Origin of the sequence: Tardiphaga sp., assembly GCF_028290495.1 — a bacterium.
Taxonomy (GTDB): Bacteria; Pseudomonadota; Alphaproteobacteria; order Rhizobiales; family Xanthobacteraceae; genus Tardiphaga.
Map to the genome: position 1 here is coordinate 14,617 of NZ_JAQGJT010000177.1, position 19,422 is coordinate 34,038.

Annotated in this window: 21 protein-coding genes; 10 read left to right on the top strand and 11 right to left on the bottom strand. The window is 65.0% G+C overall.

Translation table 11 applies throughout. The features are described 5' to 3' along the window. Positions 1–6: 6 nt before the first annotated feature. Positions 7–303 (bottom strand): co-chaperone GroES, encoded by a 297-nt coding sequence (locus JWQ24_RS26225; RefSeq protein ID WP_299814789.1) that lies wholly within the window; start codon positions 301–303, stop codon positions 7–9. Between the two features lie 308 nt (positions 304–611). On the opposite strand from JWQ24_RS26225, the gene JWQ24_RS26230 reads away from it, so the two are divergent. Then, positions 612–1,145 (top strand): hypothetical protein, encoded by a 534-nt coding sequence (locus tag JWQ24_RS26230; protein WP_299814792.1) that lies wholly within the window; start codon positions 612–614, stop codon positions 1,143–1,145. A gap of 221 nt (positions 1,146–1,366) precedes the next feature. Here the strand turns inward: JWQ24_RS26230 and JWQ24_RS26235 are convergent, their stop codons facing one another. Next, positions 1,367–2,134 (bottom strand): protein phosphatase CheZ, encoded by a 768-nt coding sequence (locus JWQ24_RS26235; RefSeq protein WP_299814795.1) that lies wholly within the window; start codon positions 2,132–2,134, stop codon positions 1,367–1,369. A 286-nt stretch (positions 2,135–2,420) separates the two neighbouring features. Between JWQ24_RS26235 and JWQ24_RS26240 the strand changes: the two genes are divergently transcribed. Further along, the gene (locus JWQ24_RS26240) at positions 2,421–3,203 is read left to right on the top strand and encodes a L,D-transpeptidase family protein (RefSeq protein ID WP_299814798.1); all 783 of its coding nucleotides are present in this window, start codon (positions 2,421–2,423) and stop codon (positions 3,201–3,203) included. A gap of 84 nt (positions 3,204–3,287) precedes the next feature. Here JWQ24_RS26240 and JWQ24_RS26245 read toward each other — a convergent pair whose 3' ends face one another. The 6 genes from JWQ24_RS26245 to JWQ24_RS26270 form a co-directional block, all read right to left on the bottom strand. Next, positions 3,288–4,091 (bottom strand): DUF2076 domain-containing protein, encoded by an 804-nt coding sequence (locus tag JWQ24_RS26245; RefSeq protein ID WP_299814801.1) that lies wholly within the window; start codon positions 4,089–4,091, stop codon positions 3,288–3,290. 119 nt (positions 4,092–4,210) lie between these two features. After that, positions 4,211–5,056, bottom strand: coding sequence for a ChbG/HpnK family deacetylase (locus JWQ24_RS26250; RefSeq protein ID WP_299814804.1), 846 nt, complete (start codon positions 5,054–5,056; stop codon positions 4,211–4,213). Further along, entirely contained in the window at positions 5,053–6,099 is a 1,047-nt protein-coding gene (locus JWQ24_RS26255; protein ID WP_299814807.1) for a glycosyltransferase family 2 protein, read from the bottom strand. The genes JWQ24_RS26250 and JWQ24_RS26255 overlap by 4 nt, the downstream gene beginning before the upstream one ends. Positions 6,100–6,175: 76 nt before the next feature. Further along, positions 6,176–7,153, bottom strand: coding sequence for an ATP phosphoribosyltransferase (gene hisG / locus JWQ24_RS26260; protein WP_299814810.1), 978 nt, complete (start codon positions 7,151–7,153; stop codon positions 6,176–6,178). After that, positions 7,150–8,325, bottom strand: coding sequence for an ATP phosphoribosyltransferase regulatory subunit (locus JWQ24_RS26265; protein ID WP_299814813.1), 1,176 nt, complete (start codon positions 8,323–8,325; stop codon positions 7,150–7,152). The genes hisG and JWQ24_RS26265 overlap by 4 nt, the downstream gene beginning before the upstream one ends. A gap of 118 nt (positions 8,326–8,443) precedes the next feature. Continuing rightward, on the bottom strand, positions 8,444–9,196 hold the full coding sequence (locus JWQ24_RS26270; protein ID WP_299814816.1) for a 16S rRNA (uracil(1498)-N(3))-methyltransferase: 753 nt from the start codon (positions 9,194–9,196) through the stop codon (positions 8,444–8,446). A 209-nt stretch (positions 9,197–9,405) separates the two neighbouring features. On the opposite strand from JWQ24_RS26270, the gene JWQ24_RS26275 reads away from it, so the two are divergent. Together JWQ24_RS26275 and ubiA are read left to right on the top strand one after the other, a co-directional pair. Beyond that, positions 9,406–10,071, top strand: a complete 666-nt coding sequence (locus tag JWQ24_RS26275) for a hypothetical protein (RefSeq protein WP_299814904.1) — start codon at positions 9,406–9,408, stop codon at positions 10,069–10,071. A gap of 10 nt (positions 10,072–10,081) precedes the next feature. Beyond that, positions 10,082–11,014, top strand: coding sequence for a 4-hydroxybenzoate octaprenyltransferase (gene ubiA, locus JWQ24_RS26280; RefSeq protein ID WP_299814819.1), 933 nt, complete (start codon positions 10,082–10,084; stop codon positions 11,012–11,014). Between the two features lie 69 nt (positions 11,015–11,083). Here the strand turns inward: ubiA and JWQ24_RS26285 are convergent, their stop codons facing one another. Continuing rightward, entirely contained in the window at positions 11,084–11,611 is a 528-nt protein-coding gene (locus JWQ24_RS26285) for a DUF6101 family protein (RefSeq protein ID WP_299814822.1), read from the bottom strand. A 294-nt stretch (positions 11,612–11,905) separates the two neighbouring features. Between JWQ24_RS26285 and JWQ24_RS26290 the strand changes: the two genes are divergently transcribed. From JWQ24_RS26290 to lpxK, 6 genes are all read left to right on the top strand, one after another. Next, positions 11,906–13,297 (top strand): TldD/PmbA family protein, encoded by a 1,392-nt coding sequence (locus JWQ24_RS26290; protein ID WP_299814825.1) that lies wholly within the window; start codon positions 11,906–11,908, stop codon positions 13,295–13,297. Beyond that, positions 13,284–14,090, top strand: coding sequence for a 3'(2'),5'-bisphosphate nucleotidase CysQ (locus JWQ24_RS26295; protein ID WP_299814828.1), 807 nt, complete (start codon positions 13,284–13,286; stop codon positions 14,088–14,090). The genes JWQ24_RS26290 and JWQ24_RS26295 overlap by 14 nt, the downstream gene beginning before the upstream one ends. A 68-nt stretch (positions 14,091–14,158) precedes the next feature. Then, positions 14,159–14,407 (top strand): DUF4170 domain-containing protein, encoded by a 249-nt coding sequence (locus JWQ24_RS26300; RefSeq protein WP_299814831.1) that lies wholly within the window; start codon positions 14,159–14,161, stop codon positions 14,405–14,407. After that, positions 14,404–15,117 carry a lysophospholipid acyltransferase family protein gene (locus JWQ24_RS26305; RefSeq protein ID WP_299814834.1) on the top strand — a complete coding sequence of 238 codons (714 nt, stop codon included), beginning with the start codon at positions 14,404–14,406 and terminating at the stop codon, positions 15,115–15,117. Before JWQ24_RS26300 ends, JWQ24_RS26305 begins: the two co-directional genes overlap by 4 nt. After that, a complete protein-coding gene (locus JWQ24_RS26310) occupies positions 15,110–16,411 on the top strand; it encodes a 3-deoxy-D-manno-octulosonic acid transferase (protein WP_299814837.1) in 1,302 nt (433 codons plus the stop codon). The genes JWQ24_RS26305 and JWQ24_RS26310 overlap by 8 nt, the downstream gene beginning before the upstream one ends. After that, entirely contained in the window at positions 16,404–17,414 is a 1,011-nt protein-coding gene (gene lpxK, locus JWQ24_RS26315) for a tetraacyldisaccharide 4'-kinase (protein ID WP_299814840.1), read from the top strand. Before JWQ24_RS26310 ends, lpxK begins: the two co-directional genes overlap by 8 nt. A gap of 57 nt (positions 17,415–17,471) precedes the next feature. Here the strand turns inward: lpxK and JWQ24_RS26320 are convergent, their stop codons facing one another. Together JWQ24_RS26320 and xseA are read right to left on the bottom strand one after the other, a co-directional pair. Next, a complete protein-coding gene (locus tag JWQ24_RS26320; RefSeq protein WP_299814843.1) occupies positions 17,472–17,696 on the bottom strand; it encodes a DUF2093 domain-containing protein in 225 nt (74 codons plus the stop codon). 112 nt (positions 17,697–17,808) lie between these two features. Further along, positions 17,809–19,404, bottom strand: a complete 1,596-nt coding sequence (gene xseA / locus JWQ24_RS26325) for an exodeoxyribonuclease VII large subunit (RefSeq protein ID WP_299814846.1) — start codon at positions 19,402–19,404, stop codon at positions 17,809–17,811. Positions 19,405–19,422 lie beyond the last annotated feature (18 nt).

Sequence of the window (19,422 nt, forward strand, 5' to 3'; positions counted from 1 at the left end):
GCGTGATTAGTTGAGAACACCCATGATGTCGGACTCCTTCATGATCAGGAGCTCCTGGCCATCGAGCTTGATCTCGGTGCCCGACCACTTGCCGAACAGCACCTTGTCGCCGACCTTGATGTCGATCGGGATCAGCTTGCCGGCTTCGTCGCGGCCGCCGGGACCGACGCCGACCACTTCGCCCTCCTGGGGCTTTTCCTTGGCGCTGTCCGGGATGATGATGCCGCCCTTGGTTTTGGTCTCTGCGTCGATGCGCTTGACGACGACGCGGTCGTGCAGCGGACGGAATTTGGTCTTGGCCATGGGATTTCCTCTGGGTCGGGTTTGAGGGTCGGAAGCTACCGCGGGCCCGGTGCCGGGTCCGGCCGAAGTGCGCTGCGGCAGATCTTCAGCTTTCTTAGCAATCTGGTCGCGGGAGTGCTAAATGAGCGTTCGGGAATATGGCCAGACGGATTTGCTGTCAAGGCGAGGCCTTAAGGCCTTGCTAGGGTCATTATGAGATGGTCTGGAAACCATATCGGCAGATGGGCGTCATTGATCGACCTCATCGCTCCGACAAGTTTGCGCTTGGCCGCGGGATGGCGGCCAGGAAATGTCGTTTAGGGGATGCTATGAATAGGTCACGCCACGTCCGCACGGTTGCCCAATTGGGCATCGCCTCTACTCTGGCGCTGATGCTGGGCGGTTGCGGCTCCTTCAACGGCTTCGGCGGCGGATTTGGCGGCTTCGGCCGGTCGGAACCGGCGATTGAGGCCGAACCTCCGCCGGCGCCGGAAATGCCGGCCTCGATTCGCGCTGACGAGATCATCGGCCGCTGGGGCCTGGCGTCCTACATGAACCCGAACGACCGCGTTCGCACCGAAAACGCCGCGCGCGGCCAGTGCAAGCAGCCCTACATCATCAGCGCCGGTACTTCCGGCGGCGTCATCATGCATCTGGCCGACGAGGCCACGCCGCAGGAACTGCGCCTGAAGGGCAGCCCGAGTGGCAAGAACTACATCGGCCCGTCCGGCCCTGCCGGCGGCGAGAAGGACCGCGAGATCGTCTCGTTCGACGGCCGCATCCTGGTGACGCGCTTCATCGATAAGGACGCCGCGGTTCGCTACGGCAACATGGTCTACGTCCGCTGCGCTCCGAAGGCGTAACGGGATTACAGAGACGATACGAAAAGGCGCGTCCTGAGGGACGCGCCTTTTTTCTTTGTCATTCCCCGGCGCGCCAATTGGCGCCCCTGAGGGCGAAAGCAGCGCGAGCTGCGAGCGAACCCGAAACCCATAGATGTTCAGGACATCTTGGGGTTCCGGGTCTGCACTGCAGCCGGCTCCGCCGTCTGAAGTACATCCCGGAATGACACCCGTGGTGTCGCCTAGCCGAACATCGCGTCGATATCGTCCTGCGAGGCGTGTCCGATGTCGCCGTCGAGCTTGGGGCCGTTGAGCAGGCGGTCATCGCCTTCGCGCTCATCGACGATTGGCGGCGCGTGCGCCTTGATGGCGTCGACGCCGCCCCAGATGTCCATCATGTTGGTGATGTGGTTCTCGATGAATTTCATCGTGGTCATCACCTTGCTGATGCGCTGGCCGGTGAGGTCCTGGAAGTTGCAGGCCTCGAAGATCGCCACGACGTTGTCCTGGATTTCTTCGAGCAGCTGCTTGTGCTGGTCGGGTGAGGTCACCTTGGCGAGCGCGGTGGAGGCGCTGTCGATGCCTTCGGCAGCGGCGAGGATCAGCTGGGTGGCTTCCTCGGTCCCGCCGACGACGGCGCCGAGTTCGCCGTTGACCTTGGCCATTTCGTCGCCTTCAAAGCTCTTGCCGTGCAGCACGGCAATTTCCTGCTTGGTGCGGGTAATCGCGTCGTGGATCAGGTCGAGTTCGATCTTGAGTTTTTCGCACTGCTCGATCTGCGCGCGGTAGGTCGCCAGCAGCGCCTGCGCTTCGGCGACCTGTTCGTCGGCGGTGGCGCTGACCTGATCGCTGACGGCGTTGCGGTGCGGAGCGGCCATCTGCGAGCGGATCGCGCGCAGCTCCGTCATGATCTCGTGATGCATCGGCACTTCGCTTTCGATATCGGACGGAATCGGCGTGATGCCGAGGGTGACTTCTTCAATACGAAAGCGCTTGCGACGGACAGACATTATGGGCCCCCAACGATTCAAGTAATGCCCCTGTCTAGACGCATCAGTTTAACGCGGGGTTCACAACGGGAACTTTGTGTCTTGAAGTTGATACTATCAATTAACCATGCACGTCGCGCGTTCAGCAAAAATAAACGCTACTACCAAGAACCGGCGTGTCTGACGACGTGGTGAATCGAAACGCCTGCTGCATTTACCAAACCGAGGCGATTTTAACCTTAAGTCGATCCTGCAAAGCGCTCCTCGCGTGAGGGCGTGTCACGACGAAACAGTGCAGAGTACGTCGATGTTCAGAAAATGGTCTGTTGTCTTTCTTGCCAGCGCGTCCTTCCTGGGCGCCGGCATTTCTCAAGCCGCGGCGTTCGACTCCGCTGACAACGTTGCCGAGCCGCGCGTGTACTACGCCGACCAGCCGGAGCCGCGTGCCGTCGTTCAGCGCACGGCCTATGCGGAGCGGCCGCGCATGGGCGGCGGCTTTATCGAATTCCTGTTTAGCGATGGACCGCAAGGCCAGTCGTATCAGCAGCCGACCTATCAGCCGCGCCGCGGCATGCTGCCACCGATGGATCCGCAGCAGAGCATGCGGCAGCCCGATGAGACGATCGATGCGGCGCGCCCCGCGATGGATCCGATGTACCAGCCGCAGATGGTGGAGTATTCCGGCAAGGAAAGCGCCGGCACCATCGTCGTCGATACGCCCAGCAAATTCCTGTTTCTGGTGCAGGGCAACGGCCGCGCGATGCGCTACGGCATCGGCGTAGGCAAGCCCGGATTCACCTGGGCCGGCGTGAAGACGATTACCGCGAAGAAGGAATGGCCGGCATGGACGCCGCCGAAGGAAATGCTGGTGCGCCGTCCCGACCTGCCGCGCCACATGGAAGGCGGGCCGGAAAATCCGCTCGGCGCGCGCGCGATGTATCTCGGCACAACGCTGTATCGCATCCACGGCTCCAACGAGCCGTGGACGATCGGAACCAACGTCTCCTCCGGCTGTATCCGCATGCGAAACGAAGACGTCATCGACCTCTACGGCCGCGTCAATGTAGGCGCCAAGGTGGTCGTGATCTAGTTCGGTCGCGTCCGGACACGGAAGTTCAAAACAGAAACGGCCGCTCGCGAGAGCGGCCGTTTTCGTTGTGTACCGAAATCGCGCTCAGGCGAAATTGCTGTCGTCGTCGCCGCCGAAGTCGTCGGAGTCCATGTCCATGTCGTCGTGGTCGTCCTGGTCCTGATCCTGGTCCTGGTCGATATCGGCCTGGGCCTGGTCGTAGGAGCCGGAACGCTGGGCGGACGAGTTGCCTATGTCATTGACGCCGGCATCCTTGGCAAGATCGCCGCCGGAGGAGTCCGAACTCCACGGGCTCTTGCTCTCGCTGGCATTGGCGCTGCTGCCAAAGCCCTGCTGCTTGCCGCCCATCATCCCGCTGATGCTGTTGAGCAGAAGAGAGCCACCGACCATGCCGGCCGCGGCCGCGGCCGCGGTGCCGAGGAACGAACCGCCGCGGCCGGCCTGCGGGGCCTGCTGGCCCATCGGCGGCTGACCGTATTGGCCCTGCTGCCCATAACCAGCCTGCTGCGGCTGGCCGATCACCTGTCCGGTGTTCCAGGCGGCGCGGCTGGGTTCGCCGGGGCGCACGTTTGGCACCGAGCCGCGCGATTGTGGCGGGGTCTGGCCCGGGCTCTGGCCAAACAGCGCGTCGCGCATTGAATCGAGGAAGCCGCCGGCAGGCGCCTGTTCGGGCGCGCCGTTGCCTTCCAGTTCGGTAATACGTTCATGGGCGCGCTTCAGGGCCTCGTCCTGCAGCAGCACGGTCTGCACCAGCGCGTAGATCGCATTGGGCGCACGGCGCTGGCCATCGGCGATCGCGGCCAGCGCATCGGGATCGCGCGGGGCGGTCTCGACCTTGTTGAGCCGGTCGAAGAGATCGTCAACCAACTGGCGTTCTTGCGGTGTCATAGCGTCCTCCGTCTTCGCGCGCCTCGTGAATGGCGCGTGCCAGATGTAGTGACGCTTTGTGTCGCAATAAGTGCCGGCCGGATTAAATTTCCGTATGCGGCAAATCGACCTGCGAGGGCCTAACGGGCCAGCGTGACCTGCTGTGCATCGAGCAGCCGTGCAAAGTCGTCGCTGCCGAGATAGGCCAGTTCGCGGGCGCGCTGGTCGGTGAACGGATCGAGGCTGACCAGGATGTCATCGACGTAACCGGGGTGACACATGATCAATCCCCCGTCCGGCAGCCCCTGCAGGAAGCCAGCCATCAGCACGCCGAAATCCGACACGCCGGCGAAGTCATAGGCGCCGGCAAAGCCGGGATTGAAGGAGACGCCGGCGCGCGTCGCGCGCTTGCGGAAACTGGCGCTCAGCGTATCGAGCAGCAGCGCCTTGGGCTTGTCGAGGCGCTGCGAAAGCTTCTGCAGGCGGCCGGACTGCCGCACCCACGCCTGCGGCGCGCCAGCCTTTACCGCGGTCAGAAATGCATCGCGCACCTGCGGGAATATCTGCACATGCTGGTGGCCATCGACATAGGCCGGCGGCCGACCGAACAATGTGATGAAGGTCGCGATCTGTGCGGCCAGTTCGGCGCGGATCATCTCGGGATCGAACCGCCGCAGCAGGCTGTTGCGCAGCATGTGGCCGAGCGGCAGGAATTGCTCGTCACGCAGCGGCCGGTAATGCATCGTCACCGGATGAAACGGCGCAGTCAGCGTGGCGTGCAGGCCGATCGCGCAGCTCGCATTCTTCGCCACGGCGTCTTGCAGCGCCGCGATCTCGTCGCGGCCGATCGCGGGGCCGACCACCATCACCGAGGTGGCGTTGAGGCGGCCCTGTTCGATCAGTTCGCGGATGCCCTTGTTGACGCCGGGGCTGATGCCGTAGTCGTCGGCGCACAGCCAGATCCGGCGCGGCGCATCGACCGTCATTCGGCGGCGGTCCGGTCGGTCGTGCTCACCGCGGTGTTTTCAGGCGCGCGTTTCACGCTGTGTTCGGCGACGAAGTAGATCGGCCGCGCCTTCAGCTCGGACAGGATCTTGCCGATATATTCGCCGACGATGCCGATCATCAGGAGCTGCACGCCGCCGATCGTCATCAGGCCGACCACCAGCGACGGATAGCCGGGCACCGACTTGCCGGTGATCCAGGTCTCCCACAGGATCGACAAGCCGAACAGGAATGCGCCGACCGCGAGCAGCAACCCGAACATGCTGGCGAAACGCAACGGCGCCACTGAGAACGAGGTCAGGCCCTCTATCGACAGGCCGATCAATTGCCGCGGGTTGAACGAGGTGACGCCGTGCTCGCGCGCCGCCGGCTCGTAGTCGACGCGCAATTGCTTGAAGCCGATCCAGGTGGCGAGGCCCTTGAAGAACCGGTTGCGCTCCGGCAGTTGCCGCAAGGCGGCCGCCGCGCGTGGCGACAGCAGGCGGAAGTCGCCGGCGTCTGCCGGGATCTTCGCTCGCGCGCCCCAGTTGATCAGCTTGTAGAAGCCGCGCACGGCCTGGCGGCGCAGGAAGGACTCGTCGTCGCGGTGCGCTTTCGCGGTGTAGACGACGTCGAAGCCGCCATCGATCCAGTGCCCGACCAGCGTTTCCACCAGCGTCGGCGGATGCTGGCCGTCACCATCCATAAACAGCACGGCGCCGCGGGTGGCGTGGTCGAGCCCGGCCATCAGGGCAGCTTCCTTGCCGAAATTGCGCGATAGCGACACCACCTGCACATCGAGCGCGGTGGCGGTCAGCGTGCGCGCGATGCCGAGCGTGCCGTCGGCCGAGCCGTCATCGACATAGACCACTTCGCAATTCAGGCCGTGGCGCTGCTTCAGCGTCTCGGCGAGCGTGTTGAGCCGGTCATGGAAGATCGCGAGTCCGGGCGCCTCGTTATAAACGGGCACGACGATCGACAGCCCCTGCGCGGCGGCAGTGGCTGCGTTGGTCGACAGACCGGAAACGTCGCTGCCCAGCATCATCGATCAGATCCTAATACCCGGTTCATCTGCAATATATGGCAATGCCGGCGCGCTGTCGCCAGCGTCGCGATGTGCCCTACTGCCGCAAGAAGGCCTCGAGCTTGGCGAACAGCGGGTTCTCGCGGTCCATGACATATTCCAGCGAAGCCACCGATACCGTATCGGCGCCGTGCTGGCGCAGGAAGCTTCCGAGCGCGTAGAGCTGCGCTGGCGGGCAGTGCAGCGTGATCATGCCCGAAGAAGTCGGACCGCCGAACGGCGACACCACGCCGAAGCGGCTATGCGCCTCGGTGAGCAGCGCCTGGTCGCAGCCGGCAAAGCGGGTGCGGACTTCCTTGTACTTGCTGGCGCGGGCGCGCGCGGCAATGTGGTCGAGAATGGTGCTGGCGGTCTCACGCGCGCTCTCGTTCCAGTCGGCGTCGCGTGAGGCGACGAGATTGGCTTGGCTGCGCAGGATGACGCCGTCGTCGAGAACCTTGAGGCCGTTGGCGACCAAAGTTGCGCCGGTGGTGGTGATATCGACGATCATCTCCGCAGCGCCGGTGGCCGGTGCGCCTTCGGTGGCGCCGGCGCTCTCGACGATGCGGTAGTCGACCACGCCATGCTTGGCGAAGAAGTTACGCGTCAGATTGATGTATTTGGTGGCGACGCGCATGCGGCGGTTGTGCTGCGCGCGAAAGCCGGTGGTGACATCGTCGAGGTCGGCCATGGTGCGGACGTCGATCCACGCCTGCGGCACTGCAACCACGACATTGGCGCTGCCGAAGCCGAGGCCCTCGATCAGCGCCACCTTCTTGTCGGCATCGGGAATGCTTTCGCGCAGCAGGTCTTCGCCGGTGATGCCGAGATGCACCGCACCGCGCGCCAGATTTGAGGCGATCTCGCTTGCGGACAGATACGCGATCTCGACATTGTCGAGCCCAGCGATGGTGCCGCGATAGTCGCGGGCGCCGCGCGGCTTCGCCAGCGTGAGACCCGCGCGGGTGAAGAACGCTTCGGCATTTTCCTGCAGCCGGCCCTTGGATGGAACAGCGAGAACGAAGGGACTGGTCATGCGGTGCTCCCGGCGGATCCGGTTGCGGCGGCGTCGCGGCGAACCTGTGTCAAAGCTTCAATCCAGATCGAGAAACCGACCGCGGGGATCGCCGTGACCGATCCCAACTGGCCGAGCAGGCCGTCATAGCGGCCGCCGGCGACCAGCGGCTCGACGCCTTTGCTCTTGCGGTGTAGCTCGAATTCGAAGCCGGTGTAGTAATCGAGGCCGCGGCCGAACGAGGTCGAGAACCGCATCTTCGCGGTGTCGAGGCCGCGCGCCGCCATGAAGCCTATCCGGCTCTCAAACTCGTCGATCGCAACGTTGAGGTCGAGCCTGGCGTCGGCGGCGAGCGTGCGCAACTGCTTCAAGGCGTCGGTCGGATTGCCGGCGATGGCGAGGAACGCCTTGATGATCCCCAGCGCATCGCGCGGCAGCGCGCCGCCCTTCAAGGTGGACTGTTCGAGAAAGCGGTCGGCAATCTCCGCCACCGAACGGCCGCCGACATTGGTGGCGCCCGCGATCGACATCAGGTCAGTAACCAGGGCCAGCGCCGCCTTACGGTCGGAGCCGGCGAGCGCGGCCAGCACGCCTTCATATTCATTGCGGACCGGAGCCTCGGCCAGCGTCAGCCGGCTCAGATCCATTTCGAGATCGCCCTTGCGGTTGAAATCCTTGATCAGCCTGCGCTTCCACACCGGATAGAGGTCGAGCGCGTCGATCAGGGCCGTGAACAAAGCAACGTCGCCGGTGCGGATGTCGATATCGGTGAGGCCGAAGGCGGCGGTGGCTTCCAGTCCCAGCGCCAGCATTTCGGCGTCGGCGGCGGCGCGGTCGGTGCGACCGAAGGATTCGATGCCGGCCTGCTGGAATTCGGAGGCCGCGCCGTTGCGATAGCGGAACACCGGGCCGAGATAGCAGAACCCGGCCGGCTGCCCGGCGCGCGGGGAGGCAAGGTAATCGCGCGCCACGGGGATCGTCAGGTCCGGGCGCAGGCAAAGCTCCTCGCCGGTGGCGTCGGTGGTCAGATACAGGCTTTTGCGGATGTCCTCGCCGGAAAGGTCGAGGAACGGCTCGGCGGGCTGCAGGATCGCCGGTTCGGCCAGATGGTAGCCGGCCTCGGCAAAGGACAACAGCAGCGCATCCGCCCAAGCGGCGGATCCGGTCGCACGAGCGGCGGCGGTCTTGGTCATCGTCAGTCCAGCAATCCAGTGAAACTCTCGGTCGGCGCAGGCCTTAGCATGGCTATTGCGACGTTTCGACCTTCTTTGCGAAGTGGCTTAACCGGCCCTTCGACCCTCGCCTGTCGTCTCAATGGCCGTTCCAGTCTCCCAGCGCGGTCTGCACCAGCGCCAGCGCCGCCACCGCGGCGGTGTCGGCGCGCATGATGCGCGGGCCGAGCGCCAGCCGCAAAATGCTGGGCTGGCGCAGCAGCAGCGCGCGTTCTTCCTCGGCAAAACCGCCTTCCGGGCCGATCAGGACGTCCATTCCGGCGGTGGCGGCCTGCCGGGCGCCGGCCAGCGCGGCCAAGGGATCGGCCACTTCCGCGGCCTCGTCGCAGAAAATCAGCAGCCGGCCGCCGTCACGCGCATCGAGATATTTGACCAAAGCCTGCGGCTCATGGACCGCGGCGACGCTGAGAATGCCGCATTGCTCGGCGGCTTCCACCACATTGGCGCGCATCCGCTCGGTGTTGACCCGGCTGGCCTGGGTGTAGCGCGTCATCACCGGCTGCAAGGCGGCGGCGCCCATCTCGATGGCCTTCTGCACCATGTAATCCAGCCGGGCGTGCTTCAGTGGCGCGAACACATAAGTGACGTCGGGCAGGGCGTCCTGCGGCCGGGTGCGGGCCAGCAGCGTCAGCCGGTCCGGCCGTTTGCCGCCGGCAATCGCCGCCTGCCATTCGCCGTCGCGGCCGTTGAACACCAACACCGAGGCGCCCGCCGCGAGCCGCAGTACGTTGCCGAGGTAATTGCTCTGGTTGCGGTCGAGAGCCAGTGTGGCGTCGGCGGCCAGCGGCGCATCGACGAACAGGCGGGGGCTGCGAAAATCGGCTTGCGGCATCGTTTATGTTCCAGTGGGCGGCGAGCTTTAGCGCAGCTGCGACGATTTATCAGCGATTTTCGTCGTTTACGCCGTGCTGTCGCCAAATTCCACGGGTTGTTAAGGGCCGGCAGGAATCGTAAAAAGCCCTGAATCGGGATGGCAACATCCATGAGCGTGGGGAATTTGAACCCGCCGGAGGAATTTTCGTGAGCATCCGTCGTTTGATTATGCCGCTGAGCCTGGCGTTATTCGCCATGCAGGGCATCCAGGTTCATGCCCAGGGCGCGTTTCCCGCACCGCTGCCGAACGGGGCTGCGGCCCCGGCCAGCGCGTCGCCGTTTCCGCCGGTCAACGGCGCGCCGGCCAATGCCTCGGCATTTCCCCCGGTGAACGGGTCCGCGCCCAGCGCCTTTCCGTCGAATGGCGCGCCGCCGGTGGGCGGTGGTGGCTTCGGTGGGCCGCCGCAACAGGCGGGCCCGCCCGGCGGCGAAGACTGTATGAAGGGCTTCATGCCGCTGCGTCAGGACGCCGAAAAGCGCGGCGCCGCGATCAAGGCCGCCAGCGACCGCAAGGCGGCGCCGGAGGAGGCCTGCAAGCTGATCTCCGCCTTCGCGCAGAGCGAAACCAGGATGATCAAATATATCGAGAGCAATGCGCAGAAGTGCGGCATCCCGCCGTCGGTTTCGCAGCAGATGAAGACTGGCCACAAGAATACCGAAGGCATGCGCCAGAAGGTCTGCAACGTCGCCTCCCAGCAGCAGCGGCAGGGCCCGATCGCGCCGCGGCTCAGCGACGTGCTGGGCTCCTCGGCCGCATTGCCCGAAGCCAATACCGCCAAGAAGAACGGCGGCACTACCTTCGATACGCTGAATGGCAATGTGCTGACCCGATGAACGTCTTCCGATGAGCGACGCGACCACCCGCGTTGCGGATGCGACTGGCAACTGGGTCGATCGCATAGCCCCGCTGTGGACGCGGCCTTATCTCCGGCTGGCGCGGTTCGACCGGCCGATCGGTTCCTGGCTTCTGCTGATGCCGTGCTGGTGGTCGGCGGCTTTGGCCGCCGGCGTCGCGCATGATTTGCGCCAACTGCCGTGGTCCGTCGTGATGTTCTTCATCGGCGCGTTCGTGATGCGCGGCGCGGGCTGCACCTGGAACGACATCACCGACCGTGACCTTGACGACAAGGTTGAGCGCACCCGGTCGAGGCCGATCCCGGCCGGGCAGGTGAGCGTGAAGCAGGCCGCGGTGTTTCTGGTGCTGCAGGCGCTCGTCGGGTTGATCATTCTGGTTCAGTTCAACAGCTTTGCGATAGCCACAGGCGTCGCCTCGTTGCTGATAGTCGCCGCCTATCCGTTCATGAAGCGCATCACTTACTGGCCGCAGACCGTGCTCGGTCTGGCGTTCTCCTGGGGCGCGCTGATGGGCTTTGCCGTGCAGTTCGGTCGCATCGATGCCGCGGCACTCCTGCTCTATGCGGGCTCGATCTCCTGGGTGATCGGCTACGACACCATCTACGCCCATCAGGACGCCGAAGACGACGCGATGATCGGCATCAAGTCAACAGCGCTGTTGTTCGGCGCGCGAACGCAAGCGGCGCTGGTGGTGTTCTATGGCCTTGCCGTTCTGCTGATCGGGTGTGCGTTGGCCTCGGCCGGCGCGCAGTGGCCGGCATGGATCGGACTTGCGGCGTTTGCCGCGCATCTGGCCTCTCAGATTTTGCGCGTCGATATCCGCGATTCCGCGTTGTGCCTGCGCGTGTTCAAATCCAACCGCGACGCCGGGCTGCTGCTGTTCGCGGCGCTGCTGGTGAATGCAGTGATGCGGACGGGGTAAGCCCCCTCTACGTGTCGTCCCTGCGTTCGCAGGGACGACACGTAGAGGGGGCGACGCGGCAAAGAAAGATCAATCCCGCGCGATGATTTCGCGTTCGCCGTGATACAGGCCGGCGTCGCCGAGCAGGCCACCGGCGCGGCGGCGTACCAGGAATTTCGGACGGCGTTCGCGGATCGCGTTGTGGCGGCGACGGCGCGGCGCGGGTTCACGGACCTTCTCTTCCGGCAGTTGCGGCAATCCAAAGATTGCGCTCCACATCTGCCACGCCGTGTCGATCTCGACCCGATCTGCACTGACGCATAGCGGGATCGACAGCGCGGGATCGCGATGTGCGAGCACCAGCATCTTTGCGTCGTCGAGGCCGCGCACGGCGACGCCGAGAAAGTCGCTGACGCGGACGTTGATCGCCATCCGCATGCCGCGCAAGGCACGGTGCAGAACGACGCGTTCGCGATGCAGTTCGATATGCCGGACGCTGCCATCCGCACGTTGATCGTGCGCATCGAAGAGGACCGGTAGCGAGTGGGGGTCGAGCCGCAATGCGCTGCTCGACCCTGCGGGGAAGGCCCCGCCTGTAGCTACTGTTTGATGCCTCAAGATTTTATCTCCCCGCCGAAATTATGCTTTCGGTCGATGGCTGGACCTTGCCAGACGGAGCGTGGAAAGCGCTTAAAAAGGCTGGTTAATCGAATCCAACCGGTCCTGCATTCGCCCGCATGATTGACGAAAGCCTGCGGGACATGATTGACGAGACCTTGCGCAATTCCCGAAAATTCGTTGGCTTTATTGGCCCCGCATGCTTGAAGTCCTTGTCCGACAAGCACATCTTTGCGCCAGCGACCCCCGCATCCGTGCCCCCAGACCACCCCTCAAAACGTTGGGATTTTGTTCGTGATCTCTTCACCAAACGCATCTTCGTTGAAATCCGACAATTCAGATCTGCTCGACCAGTCCGCGCTTTCGACGCTGGCCCATCGTCTCGTCGAGGCAGCGAAACGCGCAGGCGCCGATGCGGCGGATGCGGTCGCAGTGCGCGGCGTCTCGCACGGTGTCGAAGTGCGCGACGGCAAGGTGGAATCCTCTGAACGCTCCGAAGGCGACGATGTAGGCTTGCGGGTATTCGTCGGACGAAGGCAGGCGGTGGTCTCGACCAATGATGTGTCCGGCGACAATGTCGCGGTTCTCGCCGAACGCGCGGTGGCGATGGCGCGCGTTGCACCCGACGATGAATATGTCGGCCTCGCCGATCCCGATCTGCTGGCGCGCGATTTTCCGAAACTCGATCTGCTCGATCCCGTCACGCCGTCGGTGAAAGAACTTGAGCGCCGCGCGGTGGAAGCCGAGGAAGCCGCGCTCGCCGTCAGGGGCGTGACCAAATCTTCCGGCGCGTCCGCTTCGACCGGCATTGGCGGCATGGTGCTGGTGACCTCGACCGGCTTCCACGGCGCCTATTTGCGATCGAGCCAGGGCATCTCGATGACCGCGATCGTCGGCGAAGGCACCAATATGGAGCGTGACTACGCCTACACCTCGGCGCTGCATGCGTCCGATCTGGAGTCGCCGGCCAGCGTCGGCAAGCTTGCCGGCGAGCGCACCGTAGCGCGCGCCAATCCGCGCAAGGTGGCGAGCTGCAAGGTGCCGGTGGTATTCGATCCGCGCGTGTCGAACACGCTGGTCGGTCACATCGTTGGTGCCGCCAACGGCGCCTCGATCGCGCGCAAGACCAGCTTCCTCAAGGACAGCCTCGGCCAGCAGCTATTCAACAGCAACATCCGCATCATAGACGATCCCTTGCGCGTGCGCGGCTTGCGCTCGCAGTCCTTCGATGCCGAAGGCGTCGCGGTGAAGAAGCTCGCGATCATCGACGAGGGCGTGCTGACGACGTGGCTGCTGGACTGCGCCACCGCGCGCGAGCTAGGCATGACCACCACGGGCCACGCCCATCGCGGCGTGTCGTCGTCGCCGTCGCCCGGCGCGTACAACCTGCATATGGAGGCGGGCGAGCCGACCCCGGCCGAGCTGATCGCTGACATCAAGGAAGGCTTCTACGTCACCGACCTGATCGGCTCCGGCGTCAACGGCGTCACCGGCGATTACAGCCGCGGCGCCGGCGGGTTCTGGATCGAGAACGGCCAGCTCACTTATGCGGTGAGTGAGATCACCATCGCCGGCCACCTGTTCGATATCTTCAAGTCGCTGCAGCCGGCCAACGATCTTCAGTTCCGCTACGGCGTCAACGCGCCGACCGTGCGGATCGAGGGGCTGACGATTGCCGGACGCTGAGGTGCACGCGCGCGCCGACATTCCGGCGCGCGAGATCGCGCTGCTCAAGCAGACGGTGCGCGACGCCGGCGCGCTCGGGCTGTCCATGTTTCGGACCACACTGAAGGTGTGGACCAAGGGCGAGTCGTCGCCGGTCTCGGAAGCCGACATCGCGGTCAACGACCTGATCCAGTCCCGGCTGCAGGCGGCCACGCCGGATTACGGCTGGCTGTCGGAAGAAAGCGCCGATGACGAATCGCGACTAGGCAAGCGCCTGACCTGGATCATCGACCCGATCGACGGCACCCGCGGCTATCTCGCAGGGCGCGAGGACTGGTGTGTCAGCGTCGCTCTGGTTGAAAATGACAGGCCGCTGCTGGCGGCGGTATTCGCGCCGACCACCAATGAGTTCTTCTTCGCCGTGCGCGGACAGGGCACCACTTGCAACGATGCGCCGATCCGCGCCAGCACAGGCACTGCGCTCGATTTTCCACGCATCGCCGGGCCGAAGCCGCTGGTCGAGCGGCTGGCCGCGCCGCGGCAGGACATCACCCTGTATCCGCGAATCGGCTCGCTGGCGCTGCGGCTGTGCTGGGTGGCCAACGGCAAGCTCGACGCCGCCTTTGCCGCCGGCCAGAGCCGCGACTGGGATCTTGCGGCGGCCGATTTGATCGTGCACGAAGCGAATGGTAGGATGACCGAGCTTTCCGGCGGTCCCATCCTATACAACCGTCGGGAAGTCACTCACGGGTTGCTGGTCGCAGCGGGGGCCGAACGGCATGCCCATATCGTCGAGCAAATTCGGCACCGCTGACCTAGTCGATCTCGCGACCTCATTCACATCGATCTGATCCCAGCCGGTCAGCTGCAGGAAGAACACTCATGTCGGACAATACGCAGCCGCAACTGCTTCATTTGGTCATAGGCGGCGAACTGACCGATCTCAGGGGCACCACGTTCAAGGATCTGAGCCAGGTCGAGACCGTCGGCTACTATCCTAACTACGCGAGCGCCTTCGCGGCCTGGAAGGCCAAGGCGCAACAGACGGTCGACAATGCGCACATGCGCTACTTCATCGTCCATTTGCATCGCCTGCTTGACCCCAGCCAAGATACAAAGCCTGCCAATTGAAGCGACTGCTCCGAAACGCGCTGCGCAGCAGCTGGGTACAGCGTGCTGCGGGTTTCCTCGCGGCTGAATTTCTGCGTCTGGTCTGGAAGACCAACAAGTTCACGCTCGATCCGCCGAATGTCTATGACATCGTCGAACCGGAGATGCCGGTGATCCTGGCATTCTGGCACGGTCAGCACTTCATGACGCCGTTCATCAAGCGCAAGGACTATCAGGGCCGGGTGCTGATCTCGCGGCACCGCGATGGCGAGTTCAATGCGCTCGCCGCCAAACGCCTCGGCATCGGCACCATCCGGGGCTCCGGCGATCACGGCGGCGCATTCCACCGCAAGGGCGGCGTCGGTGCATTCAACGAGATGGTGCGCACGCTGGCGGACGGCATCAACATGGCGCTGACCGCCGACGTACCGAAGCGCTCGCGCGTCGCCGGGCTCGGCATCATCATGCTGGCGCGCGAGAGCGGACGGCCGATTATGCCGTTTGCGATGGCCACCAGTCGCTTCATCCAGCTCAAGAACTGGGACCGCACCACCATCAACATGCCGTTCGGCCGCGGCGTGCTGATCGGCGGCGAACCGCTCAGCGTGCCGCGCGATGCCGACCGGGCGATGATGGAAACGCTGCGGCTGCAACTCGAAGCCTCGCTGAACGACGCTACGCGGCGGGCCTACATCGCCGTGGGCCGGCCGGAAGAGGCCGGTCATGGCTAGTTTGCCGATGACGTTGCGCGTCTATCGCCGGCTGTCGACGGCGCTGTCGCCGCTGACGCCGATGCTGATTCGGAAGCGGCTGAAGCAGAACAAGGAAGACCCGGCGCGCACCGATGAACGCCGCGGCATTTCAGTCATCATGCGGCCCGCGGGACCACTGGTCTGGATCCACGGCGCCAGTGTAGGCGAGGTGCTGGCGGCAGCGGCGCTGATCGAGCGGTTGCGCGGCTCCGGCTTCCGCATTCTGCTGACCTCGGGCACCGTGACATCGGCTGATATCGTCGCCCGGCGTTTCCCGGCCGATATCATCCACCAATACATTCCCTATGACTCGCCGGCCTTCGTGGCGCGCTTCCTCGATCACTGGCAGCCTGATCTGGCGCTGTTCATCGAATCCGACATCTGGCCGAATCTGGTGATGTCCGCCGCGCGCCGCCGGGTGCCGATGGTGCTGATCAACGGCCGGATGTCGCAGCGGTCGTTTCCGCGCTGGCAGAAGTTTTCCGCGACCATCGGCGCGTTGCTCGGCCGTTTCGATCTCTGCCTCGCGCAATCCGACACCGACGCCGATCGCTTCACAGCGCTCGGCTCGCGCAACGTTCGCGTCACCGGAAACCTCAAGCTCGACGTGTCTGCTCCGCCGGTCGATTCCGCCAAGCTTGAGAAGCTGGCGTCGGTGACGAGAGGCCGCCCGGTGATCGTGGCGTCGTCGACGCATCCCGGCGAGGAGGAGATCCTGCTTCAGGCTCACCGCACGCTGGCGGGCTTCTTCCCGGGGCTGCTGACGGTGATCGTGCCGCGCCATGCCCATCGCGGCGAGGCGATCGCGGCGATGATCGCGGTGTCGGGCGCGCAGGTCGCGTTGCGTTCGCGCGAGGAATTGCCCACCGCGGTCACCGATATCTATGTCGCAGACACGATGGGCGAACTTGGTTTGTTTTACCGGCTGTCGCCGGTGGTGTTCATGGGCGGCTCGCTGGTGCCGCATGGCGGGCAGAACCCGATCGAGGCGGTGAAGCTCGGTGCCTCCATCGTGCACGGCCCGCATGTGTTCAACTTCACCGACGTGTTCGCCGCGCTCGATGCCGCCGGCGGCGCCAGGCTGGCGGAGACCCCGGAGCAGCTGGTCAAGCAGCTCGGCCTGATGCTCGGCGACACCGCCGCGCGCCAGGCTTCGATCGATGCGGCCGAAGAGGTGGTGGCGCGGCTCGGCGGTGCGCTGGAGCGTACGCTGGCGGCGCTCGAGCCCTATTTGCTGCAAATGCGGCTGGAGATGGGGACGCACGATGCGTGAGCCGGCGTTCTGGCAGCCGCCGTCAACGTGGCTGTCGCGCCTGCTGATGCCGCTCGCCGCGATCTATGGCGAGATCGCCGGCAGCCGGATGGCGCGCACGGGCGTTACGGTCGGCATTCCTGTCTTGTGTGTCGGCAACTATCACGTCGGCGGCGCCGGCAAGACGCCCACTTCGCTGGCGCTGGTCGCGTTGCTGCGCGAGATCGGCGAGACCCCGGTGGTGTTAAGCCGCGGTTATGGCGGCAGTCTTAAGGGGCCGGTGAAAGTCGATGTCTCCAGGCACCGCGCGTCGGAGGTTGGCGACGAGCCGCTGATGATGGCGCGTGACGTGACGGTGGTGATTTCGCGCGATCGCGTTGCGGGCGCAGCGCTCGCGCGTTCGACCGGGGCGAGCGTGATCGTGATGGACGACGGCTTCCAGAATCCGGCGGTGGCGAAGGATGCTTCGATCATCGTCATCGATGGCGACCGCGGCCTCGGCAACGGCCGCGTGCTGCCGGCAGGCCCGATGCGCGCGCCGCTCGATCTGCAGGTTGCGCGCACCGACGCGCTGGTGATCGTCGGCAACGGCACGGCGGCGGATCATGTCGCCGCATTGGTCGCTGCCAGAAATGCGCCGGTGTTTTGCGCGCAACTCACGCCGGACGACGCTTCGCTGGCTGCCTTGCAGGGCAACCGCGCATTGGCCTTTGCCGGGATCGGTGATCCCCAAAGGTTCTTTCGCACGCTGCGCAATGCGGGCGTGGATGTCGTCGCGGAGAAGGGCTTTCCGGATCATCATGCCTATGCGGAAGATGACATCACCACGCTGGTCGCGTGGGCCGAGCGCGAGGCGCTGACGCTGGTGACGACGGAAAAAGACATGGTCAAGCTGCGCACCATGCCGGGTGCGGGAAGTATCGTGTCGTTTGCGGTGACGCTGGCATTCGATGAAACCGCCGCATGGCGGGCGTTTGTGAGCGAACGGCTCCATAGCGCAAGAGCGACGAAATTCAGGATGTGACGTCGTCTCGGCCAGACTCGCTTCTTTCCCTACGCGAAGACGCGGAGAGAAGTGGTATCAATTTGCCTTCAGCGCGCCGGGATAATGCCGCTGCAGCACCGCGGAAGGGACCGCATAGGCTTCCTGCAGATCGACGCTCCAGTATTTCAGCTCGTCGAGCGGTATCCGTTCGCCGGTGATGGCGCAATTCACGAAGGTGCCGGGCGACATCACCCGGAAATCGCCGTCGAGATATTGCAGCTGCGCCTGGCCGCTGCCGGAGGGGCCGAATTTGTTCAGCACAAGAGGTATCCTTGGATCGCCCGGCCGCAGCCGGGCAGGTAAGTTCGAGGTTTCCTAGCACAAATGGGGATGGGACGTCGCTGGTTAAAGCGGGTTCCGATTCCGCGGACGCTCAGAACAGCGTCCCCTGATCGACCGGCTTCGCCACGCGCTTCGGCGCGGCGGCTTTCGCCTCCCGCGGCGCTACCGTTGCCCTGTCCATATCTGCCGTCACGCCCACGCGTCCATCCGCGAATTCGAGGCTGAGGCGCGCGCCGGGGCCGATATTTGTCGCCGCATGCAGCGCCGCGCCATCGACGTCGCGCACCAGTGCGAAACCGCGGGCCAGCACGCTGCGATACGACAGCGCCGCCAGTAACTGCCCGGAGGCCAGCACGCGGGCCTGCTGCCGCAGAACGATCGTCGCCAGCGCGCGGTGCGCGCGCTCGGCCAGTCGCAACGCGCGCTCGCTGTCCCTCGCGATGGCATTGCGCTGCGCCTGCGCATTGGCGGATTTCGAGGCCTTTAACCGCACTTCCAGCCCGGCAAAGCGATCGCGGCGCTGCCGCAGAAGAGCGCGCGACGACAGCGTCAGCCGTTCGCCGGATACGGTGAAGCGATGCGTCGCCTGCGAAATCTGCGCGCGCAGCACGCGCAAGGTGAGGCCAGCCGAGGCCTGCGCGAAGCGGCGGTGATGCGCGTGCGTGTTGGCCTTCAGCGCGCGCGGGAGCGCGGCGCCGGCGCCGTCAAGCCGCTGCCGCGGGATCGCCAGCAATTCACTCAGGCCCGGCAGCGCGCGCGTCGCGGCGCGCAATTCGTTGCGGCGGGACTCCTGGCCGCGCTGCCAGCACAGCATCATGCGGCGCTCATAGCCGGAAATCTCGACGAACAGTTCGGCGCGCACCGGCACCGCCATTTCGGCGGCCGCGGTCGGCGTCGGCGCGCGCTTGTCGGACGCGAAATCGATCAGCGTGATGTCGGTCTCGTGGCCGACGGCTGATATCAGCGGGATCATGCTCTCGGCGGCGGCGCGGACCACGATCTCTTCGTTGAACGACCACAGGTCCTCCAGCGAGCCGCCGCCGCGCGCCACGATCAGCAAATCCGGCCGGGGAATCCGGCCGCCCTCGGGCAAGGCGTTGAAGCCGTGGATGGCGGCGGCGATCTGCTCGGCGGAGCCTTCGCCCTGCACCTTCACCGACCACACCAGCACCCGTCGCGGAAAACGGTCGGCGAGGCGGTGCAGGATGTCGCGGATCACCGCGCCGGTGGGGGAGGTGACGACGCCGATGACCTCGGGAAGCCACGGCAGAAGCTGTTTTCGCGACTCGTCGAACAGGCCCTCGGCGCCGAGCTTCCGCTTGCGCTCTTCCATCAGGGCCATCAACGCGCCGACGCCCGCCGGCTCGATCGCCTCGATGACGATCTGGTATTTCGAAGAGCCGGGATAGGTCGTCAGCTTGCCGGTGGCGATGACCTCCAGCCCCTCCTGCGGCTTGAACCGCATCTTGCCGTGGACGCCCTTCCAGATCACCGCCTCGATCTTGGCGCCCTCGTCCTTCAGCGCGAAATAGCAGTGACCGGACGAGTGCGGCCCGCGAAACCCGGAGATTTCGCCGCGCACGCGGACATGGCCATAGGCGTCCTCAACCGTCCGCTTCAGCGCCGACGACAGTTCGGTGACGGTGAGTTCGGACGAGTTGGTCAGGGCGGCGGGCGTCTTCGGCATCGATTCTCGGCTTTCGGC

What these genes read in the sequence shown, in the direction of transcription:
- JWQ24_RS26270 (WP_299814816.1), bottom strand. Translation starts at nt 9,196, where the DNA reads ATGCCGCAAGCCGATTTTCGCAGCCCCCGCCTGTTCGTCGATGCGCCG.
- JWQ24_RS26225 (WP_299814789.1), bottom strand. Translation starts at nt 303, where the DNA reads ATGGCCAAGACCAAATTCCGTCCGCTGCACGACCGCGTCGTCGTCAAG.
- JWQ24_RS26275 (WP_299814904.1), top strand. Translation starts at nt 9,406, where the DNA reads ATGCCGCTGAGCCTGGCGTTATTCGCCATGCAGGGCATCCAGGTTCAT.
- JWQ24_RS26230 (WP_299814792.1), top strand. Translation starts at nt 612, where the DNA reads ATGAATAGGTCACGCCACGTCCGCACGGTTGCCCAATTGGGCATCGCC.
- JWQ24_RS26235 (WP_299814795.1), bottom strand. Translation starts at nt 2,134, where the DNA reads ATGTCTGTCCGTCGCAAGCGCTTTCGTATTGAAGAAGTCACCCTCGGC.
- JWQ24_RS26250 (WP_299814804.1), bottom strand. Translation starts at nt 5,056, where the DNA reads ATGACGGTCGATGCGCCGCGCCGGATCTGGCTGTGCGCCGACGACTAC.
- hisG (WP_299814810.1), bottom strand. Translation starts at nt 7,153, where the DNA reads ATGACCAGTCCCTTCGTTCTCGCTGTTCCATCCAAGGGCCGGCTGCAG.
- lpxK (WP_299814840.1), top strand. Translation starts at nt 16,404, where the DNA reads ATGCGTGAGCCGGCGTTCTGGCAGCCGCCGTCAACGTGGCTGTCGCGC.
- xseA (WP_299814846.1), bottom strand. Translation starts at nt 19,404, where the DNA reads ATGCCGAAGACGCCCGCCGCCCTGACCAACTCGTCCGAACTCACCGTC.
- JWQ24_RS26255 (WP_299814807.1), bottom strand. Translation starts at nt 6,099, where the DNA reads ATGATGCTGGGCAGCGACGTTTCCGGTCTGTCGACCAACGCAGCCACT.
- JWQ24_RS26300 (WP_299814831.1), top strand. Translation starts at nt 14,159, where the DNA reads ATGTCGGACAATACGCAGCCGCAACTGCTTCATTTGGTCATAGGCGGC.
- JWQ24_RS26310 (WP_299814837.1), top strand. Translation starts at nt 15,110, where the DNA reads ATGGCTAGTTTGCCGATGACGTTGCGCGTCTATCGCCGGCTGTCGACG.
- JWQ24_RS26240 (WP_299814798.1), top strand. Translation starts at nt 2,421, where the DNA reads ATGTTCAGAAAATGGTCTGTTGTCTTTCTTGCCAGCGCGTCCTTCCTG.
- JWQ24_RS26265 (WP_299814813.1), bottom strand. Translation starts at nt 8,325, where the DNA reads ATGACCAAGACCGCCGCCGCTCGTGCGACCGGATCCGCCGCTTGGGCG.
- JWQ24_RS26245 (WP_299814801.1), bottom strand. Translation starts at nt 4,091, where the DNA reads ATGACACCGCAAGAACGCCAGTTGGTTGACGATCTCTTCGACCGGCTC.
- ubiA (WP_299814819.1), top strand. Translation starts at nt 10,082, where the DNA reads ATGAGCGACGCGACCACCCGCGTTGCGGATGCGACTGGCAACTGGGTC.